Source organism: Ensifer adhaerens (assembly GCF_002940685.1).
Taxonomy (GTDB): domain Bacteria; phylum Pseudomonadota; class Alphaproteobacteria; order Rhizobiales; family Rhizobiaceae; genus Ensifer; species Ensifer adhaerens_E.
Genome location: NZ_PNFP01000022.1, coordinates 91,960 through 98,593, shown reverse-complemented (window position 1 = coordinate 98,593; position 6,634 = coordinate 91,960). Strand labels below are relative to the sequence as shown.

Below are 6,634 nucleotides of genomic sequence, written 5' to 3'. Positions count from 1 at the left end.
ACCAGGAAACTCTAGAGCGAAGGTCGTCGTCGCCAGCAGCGCCGCCGCCCTCGTCAGTGATCGGGCTTATAGACCCCCAGCCTCGCAGACGTCAACAGACATCTTCAAAAAAACTTCAAAAACATACAACCCATTGAAATCAAACATAAATACAGGCTGTTGATAAATTCGGTCGGTTTTGAAGACCGCTTTCGCGCGCTATCGGGCCGCAAATCACCGGCCGGACACTGGGAATTCGCATCCCGCCATGATCCGGCACCACTTACGGTCGCGACACGCGCCGCGGGCTGACCGGCAACGGCGCCGCCTCGCGAATGAAATCGCCGCGATTCTCCCGGACCGTCTGCAGCAGAAACTCCCGAACCGCCCTCACCCGCGGAACTATTTGAGGGATCAACCCCGGGGAGGCTCCTGGCGCCGCTCTTGCCGTTGTAGGTAGTGGCGCCAGGCATTCATCGTGCGCGACTGCCCCTGTGGCTACAGTCGGGCTTAACTGATCGCCGGCACTTTTCGGAGTGCAGGAACGTCGACACTGGTCTAACGACTCAACATGAGGATCTCGTCGAGCGCCGATTTTTTCCCGGTGGCGCTGGTCGATGGCTCCAAGCATTCAGATGCGGCATCCAGGGTGCGCACGAACGCCGAAAGTTCGCGGTCATCAAGCTTGTCCGCCGCCGCGGCGAGCGAAAACCACCGCCGCTGCCTTTGTGCCTTTTCCCGCCAATCAACCAGTGTCCCGCGCACGTTCAGCCCGAACACAGCCACGCGGCAGGCAACGTGTGCGCCGTTATCCAGGCGTTTCATGTAGCGATAGGTCGTCACCGGCGCCTTAGAGAGGACACCAATAACTCCGCCCTCCTCCAACGCTTCCCGCGATGCTGTCTGACGGGGCGCAAAGCCCTTCATTGGCCATCCCTTGGGCACGATCCACCGCCCGCTGCTGCGCGACGTGACGAGCAATATTCTTGCCTCGCCATTCCTGGCGATGCGCCAGGGAAGAGCTCCGACCTGCTGCATCTCTTCCGGGGCAGCCTCATCAGCGGCGCAACAGTTCTTATTGGTGTCCTTCATTTTCCGCTCCCCCTGCCAATCGCGCAGAGAACCGGCGGATGCGCGCTCCGTTCGCGCACGGTGCACGAGTTGCGGCGGGCGGCAGCGCAGTGCGTCTTGCACCACGGGCAACGGCGAGCAGAAAGGGGAAGATGCCAGTTGCAAGCGATGCAAACGGGGCGGGTTGGAGACGCGGGCATGGATACACTCCGTCAATAATGAACCGCACTGTTGGTCAGTGGATTCCCGGAGCGGCGGGGACTATGGCGGCGTTACAGGATCAGGGTAGCCGGCTCCGGGTAAGGGAGCGTGCTTGCTCGATGAGCCGCGATATCCTGATGAACGTTTCCGTATGCATGACCTTCACATCGCCCTTTCGCCCGAGCACATCAATGGGCAATTTTGTCGCGCCGCACTCAGCAAAGGAGCGCCAAAGAAATCGCGCGTTCAGGTCGGCGGCGGCAAGGGCTCGGCTTCGGACAACTGGTTTTCAGAACACGGCTCAGTCTTTGACGAAGACGGACATGAGCCGCCCTGCCACAAATCGCTCGGCCGCGTGAACGTTCTAGAAACAAGCCGTGCATCGGGTTTGTCACCTCCAATCCGAGCAGCCCTCGACAATGGGGGATACTTTTGCGCAGAGAAAAGCTCGTTGCTCGCTCCAAGCCTTAAGCCGGTGGAGCCGGTCAAGCACTTTCAAAACCTCACCCGGCGGATTGATTCAGCAAATTTGAACGATGCTCAATCCCGAAAACGCATAGTCTTGAAACCCGCCCTGATCTCTTCTGCAAAAAGGTTCGGCTCCTCCCACGCAGCAAAATGCCCGCCTTTCGAAGCATGGTTGTAGTAGACGAGCTTCGGATAGGCCTTTGACAGCCATCTTCTGGGCGGCCGATAGACCTCGCCCGGAAACACGGTCACGGCGACGGGGACCTTGGCCGCGGTGAGCTTCGCTCCGGCCTTGAGGTTTTCCCAGTAGATGCGTCCGCTCGACGGGCCGGTGTTGGTCAACCAGTACAAGGTGATGTTGTCCAGAATGTCATCCCGGCTCAAGGCCTGCTCCGGTTGGCCTCGTGTGAACACCCAATCGGCGATCTTGTCGTAGAGCCAGGCCGCCAGGCCCACCGGAGAATCTGCGAGCCCGTATCCGATCGTCTCAGGCCGCGTGCTGAGGATCGACGCATAGCCAAAACCGTTGTTTAGGAAGTCGCGCGCCTCGTCGAAAACTTTCCTCTCGTCGGCCGACAAGCTGTCGGGAGCCGGCATTCCACTTTTCAGCGCCTGAGCGGCATCGGCCGGAAACGTCGACCCGCGCTCGATACGGTTGACGTGGATACCGAGCAATCCTTCCGGGGCCTGACGCGCGAGCGCGTCGCTGATGATTGCACCCCAATCGCCACCTTGCGAGACGTAGCGATCGTAGCCGAGCCGCTTCATCAGCGTGTCCCAGGCCATGGCGATCCGCTGTGCGTCCCATCCCGTCGAGGTTGGTTTCTGCGAAAAGGCGAAGCCGGGAATGGAGGGTATGACGAGATGGAAAGCGTCTTCGACCTTGCCGCCATGCGCGGTCGGGTCGGTCAGCGGGGCGACGACGTCCAGCAACTCAAAAATCGAGCCCGGCCAGCCATGTGTCATGATCAGCGGGAGTGCGTTATCGTGGGGCGAGCGCACGTGGATGAAATGAATGTCCAGCCCGTCGATTTTCGTCAGGAATTGCGGATACGCGTTGAGCTTTCGTTCCGCTCTGCGCCAATCATAGGCGGACTGCCAATAGGCCACGAGGTCCTGAAGCGTCTCCTGATCGACGCCCTGGGAGCGGTCCTTGACGGTCGCACTGTCCGGCCAGCGCGTCGCAGTGAGACGCCGTCGCAAATCTGCAAGGGCCGTCTCGGGAATATCGGCCCTGAAGGGGCGGATATCATCCTCGCTGGTCGGCGTATTCACGATGTTGGCGGCAGAGCCGGATGAAGGCAGCACCGCTGCCGCAACACCGATCGCGGCGCCCGAAAGCAGAAACGAGCGCCGCGTGACCTGGCGTTTCTGAGCCTTGCTTTCCAAGTTCATTTGAGAGTTTCCCTTGCAAACACGCATGATCGAGCGGGTTTCGACAGAGTGCCGGAGCCTCACCGATGGCGGCGAGGCTCCACGGATTGTCAGGCCTCGTCGAGACCTTTGCGGTAGATCAGGAACTTGTTGCCTTCCGGATCGCGAAAATAGGCACAGTAGGGGTCGCCGCCATCAGGGCCTCTCGGGCCGGGAGCGCCCTCGTCCGAACCGCCCGCTTCGAGCGCCGTCGCATAGGCCAGATCCACCTGCGCCCGCGAGCGGGCCTCGAAGGCGATCATCGTACCATTGCCGGCAATGGCCGTCTCGCCGTTGAAGGGCTTGAGCACGCCGAACTCGAGGGCACGATGCCCGTAGTAGACGGCCCGTCCCGGCTGAACGAGCACGCGACCGATACCGAATACGGCGAGGAGTTTGTCATAGTAGGCAGCGGCAGCATCGAGATTGTTGGTGCCGACGGTCGAGTGGCCGGGAAGCGCTCTGGCTTCTTCCAGTATCGCTCTTGGCGAAGAGGACGTCGTTTCATTCATTCTGATCTTCCTTTCTTAAGCGAGCGATTTTTCGGCTCGCCGTTTCTCGCTTGGGATCGCTGTCGAACACGGACGATCCGCGAATGATCGGAAATCTAAGAACGGGGTCGGGCCGGCGGCACCCAGCGGAATTGAGAGCCATCCTCTCACGCCGGCAAATGGTTCGATCCGGCCGGGCAAGGGCATCCTGCCACCCGGCGGCCTTTGCTCAGCTCAAGAGGGTTCCTCTCAGAAACACCGTCTGCCGGCGACCCATCGGATATCGGATCCTCTCGGGCGGAACCAGATCGACCACAAGGACGGCTGACATGCATATGCCATCGCTCAAGTACTTCGTCGCAACCGCTTCCATGGCAATGGCTTCGGCGGCATCGGCACCCGCCGGCGCCATATCCGTGATGGGGCCGAAGATCGAATTCATCAAGATCGATGAGACCATCACGCTGCGGCGCATGGTGACCGGCCCAGCCTCCCCGAAGGGCACGGTTCTCTTCCTGCACGGTTTCCCGGAAACGGTGATCGTCTGGAAGCAGATCGCAGAAACATTGGGCACGGAATACGAGGTGCATGCGTTCGACTGGCCCGGTTACGGCCGGTCTTCGCGCCCCTTGGCGCCACACTTCTCCTATTCGCCGCAGGCCTACGCCAAGCTTCTCAAGGCCTATATCGAGACGACGGGTATCGACCGATCGAACCTGGTCATCTACGCCTCGGATATCGGCGGCCTTCCCGCATTGCTGCTGGCGCTCGACGAACCAACCGTGGCAAGGAAGATCATCGTCGGCGACTTCGCCCCGTTCAACAGGCCGCAATACATGTATGAGAGCCTGCAGAACCTCAAGGCAGAGCCGACGGCGACGCCGACGCGAAGCTACATGAACAAGACCAGCGACGAGATCCTGCAAAACGTCCATCGTCGCGGCCTTGCACCGGAAGCCCAGTATGAACTGCCGCCCGAGCTGCAAGCGGACATGAAGGATTGCTGGACAGGTGACGGCGTAACCAGCGCCGACGCCTTCGCCTTCTATTACGCCCGTTTCACCCGCGACGAGGACTATCTCGAAGCCAATCTTCACAGGCTCAAGACCCCGGTGAAAGTGATCTGGGGCGAAAGGGATATCTACATCAAACCGGAGATGGGCAAGGAGTTTGCCGTCCGCACCGGTTCGCAGTTCGATCTGCTGACAGGTATCGGCCACTTCCCGCACCTTCAGGATCCGGCTCGGACGATCGAAGAGGTGCGGGCGGCATTTTCCGATTAGGCCTGCGACGCCTCGCCTCGCCTGCAGACAGCGCGAAGACGAGGCAGGGCCCAGTCGACGAAGGACCGCACCTTCAGCGTCAATTGACCCTGTCCGGAATAGACGATGTGGATCGGTAGGGACGCCTGGTCGAAAGGCTCCAGAACCGGCACGAGAGCACCTGAAGCCAGTTCGTCCGGGACTTGATAATCGAACAGGCGGGCGATCCCCGCACCGCCGACCGCTGCAGCCACGCAATTGGCGGCGGTGTTGACCTCAAGGCGGGTCCGCGGAACCGCCTCCACCGGCTTTCCGTCGACATCGAAGGTCCAGAAGAAAGTCCGCTTGTTGAAGAGTATTCCGTCGTGGTGCGCGAGATCGCTCGGATGTTCCGGCACGCCGCGGCGTTGCAAATAGGCCGGGCTGGCGCACGTCAGCAGGCGGAACTCTCCGGCCCTGACCGCGTAGAGAGAACTGTCGGCGAGGTCGCCCAACCGGATGGCGATGTCGACCTGCTCGTCTACGAGATGCACCGTCCTGTCGAGCGAGAGCAGGTTCAGAGACACCTCCGGATACGTCTCCATGTAACTGAGCGCGATCGGCATCACATAGCGGGCGCCGAACTCGACCGGCATGGTGATCGTCAGCGTGCCGCGCGGCGTCTGATACTCGCCGGACGCCCGACGCTCCGCCTCCTCGAGGTCCGAGATGATCTTTCGAGCCGCCTCGACATATTCCCGGCCGGCATCGGTGAGCTGGAGATTGCGGCTGGTGCGCACGATAAGATTTGCACCCAGGTGCCGCTCGAGTTCGGCAACCTTGCGGCTGACGCTCGGCAGTGGAGCATTCAGCTTCCTGCTCCCTGCCGAGATGCTGCCGGCGTCGACGACTGCCAGCAGCATTTTCATTGCTTCGAGACGATCCATCGTACCCTCCGCGCGCGCTTCCGACGTTGCTTACGACATGGTGTCCTATGATCTGCCTGCATTCAAAGCCGTTGCCTGCCGTTCTGCACCTGCGCTCCTGGCCGACGGTTCTGTCGGCGCGCGCGCCTCCTCAGCAAGCAGGCTCGCCGCCATGCGTTTGCTCCGTCGGACGGGCTCGCCCGTTCGCGTCACTTGCGCAACGGCGGTCGCCCCCTCATGCAGGAGGTTGATCGTCTCGGCGACGCGTTTCGGTTCCGCGAACCGAGCCGCATGAGCGAGCTCTTCGAAATAGGCAAGAACCAGGCGCTTGTGCATCACTGCAGCGCGGAACACCGGATCGACGGCTTCCTTGTGTTCCCCCGCCGCACTCATGAAAATGCAGCCGCGGAACTGCTTGTCCCGGACCGAGGCCTCCAGGAAATCGAAGGTCGCCAGAAGTCTCTCATAGGGTCCGTTCGCACGCTGCTCGACAAACGCGCGCATCTCGGCACGGGATTGTTCGTCGCGCCGCTCCAGCGCAGCCAGGATGAGATCCTCTTTGGTTTCAAAATGCCGATAGAGCGTCGTCTTGGCCACCCCGGCTTCAGCGATGAGGAGATCGATGCCGGTCGCGTGGTAGCCGTGAAGATTGAACAGGCGCAGGGCGGTATCGAGCAGATGTCCGCGAATCTCTGAGCGGCGCATTTTCACTCCTCAAAACAAAACAGATTTGTATCATTTTATCGCGCTGCGTGAAAAATGCAAGCCACGCCCCACCGGCCCACTCAAGGGTATGCCCACCGTGGCTTTGATCCATCCCCCTCGGGTAACGCGGCTACACATT

The 6,634-nt window shown here is 61.0% G+C and carries 6 protein-coding genes; 1 reads left to right on the top strand and 5 read right to left on the bottom strand.

Features of this window, described 5'->3' with window-relative positions; translation table 11 throughout:
• Positions 1-537 precede the first annotated feature (537 nt).
• From C1A35_RS31495 to C1A35_RS31485, 3 genes are all read right to left on the bottom strand, one after another.
• Positions 538-1,071: an NUDIX hydrolase gene (locus C1A35_RS31495; RefSeq protein WP_234823075.1), complete on the bottom strand. Its 534-nt coding sequence runs from the start codon at positions 1,069-1,071 to the stop codon at positions 538-540.
• A 720-nt stretch (positions 1,072-1,791) separates the two neighbouring features.
• Complete coding sequence (locus C1A35_RS31490; protein ID WP_104668167.1) at positions 1,792-3,114, bottom strand: epoxide hydrolase family protein; 1,323 nt, start codon at positions 3,112-3,114, stop codon at positions 1,792-1,794.
• Positions 3,115-3,203: 89 nt separating this feature from the next.
• The gene (locus C1A35_RS31485) at positions 3,204-3,644 is read right to left on the bottom strand and encodes a VOC family protein (protein ID WP_104668166.1); all 441 of its coding nucleotides are present in this window, start codon (positions 3,642-3,644) and stop codon (positions 3,204-3,206) included.
• 350 nt (positions 3,645-3,994) lie between these two features.
• On the opposite strand from C1A35_RS31485, the gene C1A35_RS31480 reads away from it, so the two are divergent.
• Positions 3,995-4,906 carry an alpha/beta fold hydrolase gene (locus tag C1A35_RS31480; RefSeq protein ID WP_234823079.1) on the top strand — a complete coding sequence of 304 codons (912 nt, stop codon included), beginning with the start codon at positions 3,995-3,997 and terminating at the stop codon, positions 4,904-4,906.
• Here C1A35_RS31480 and C1A35_RS31475 read toward each other — a convergent pair.
• Positions 4,903-5,811, bottom strand: coding sequence for a LysR substrate-binding domain-containing protein (locus C1A35_RS31475; protein ID WP_104668165.1), 909 nt, complete (start codon positions 5,809-5,811; stop codon positions 4,903-4,905). The two genes, C1A35_RS31480 and C1A35_RS31475, sit on opposite strands and share 4 nt — an antisense overlap.
• Before the next feature lie 45 nt (positions 5,812-5,856).
• On the bottom strand, positions 5,857-6,495 hold the full coding sequence (locus C1A35_RS31470; RefSeq protein WP_104668164.1) for a TetR/AcrR family transcriptional regulator: 639 nt from the start codon (positions 6,493-6,495) through the stop codon (positions 5,857-5,859).
• Positions 6,496-6,634: the final 139 nt, after the last annotated feature.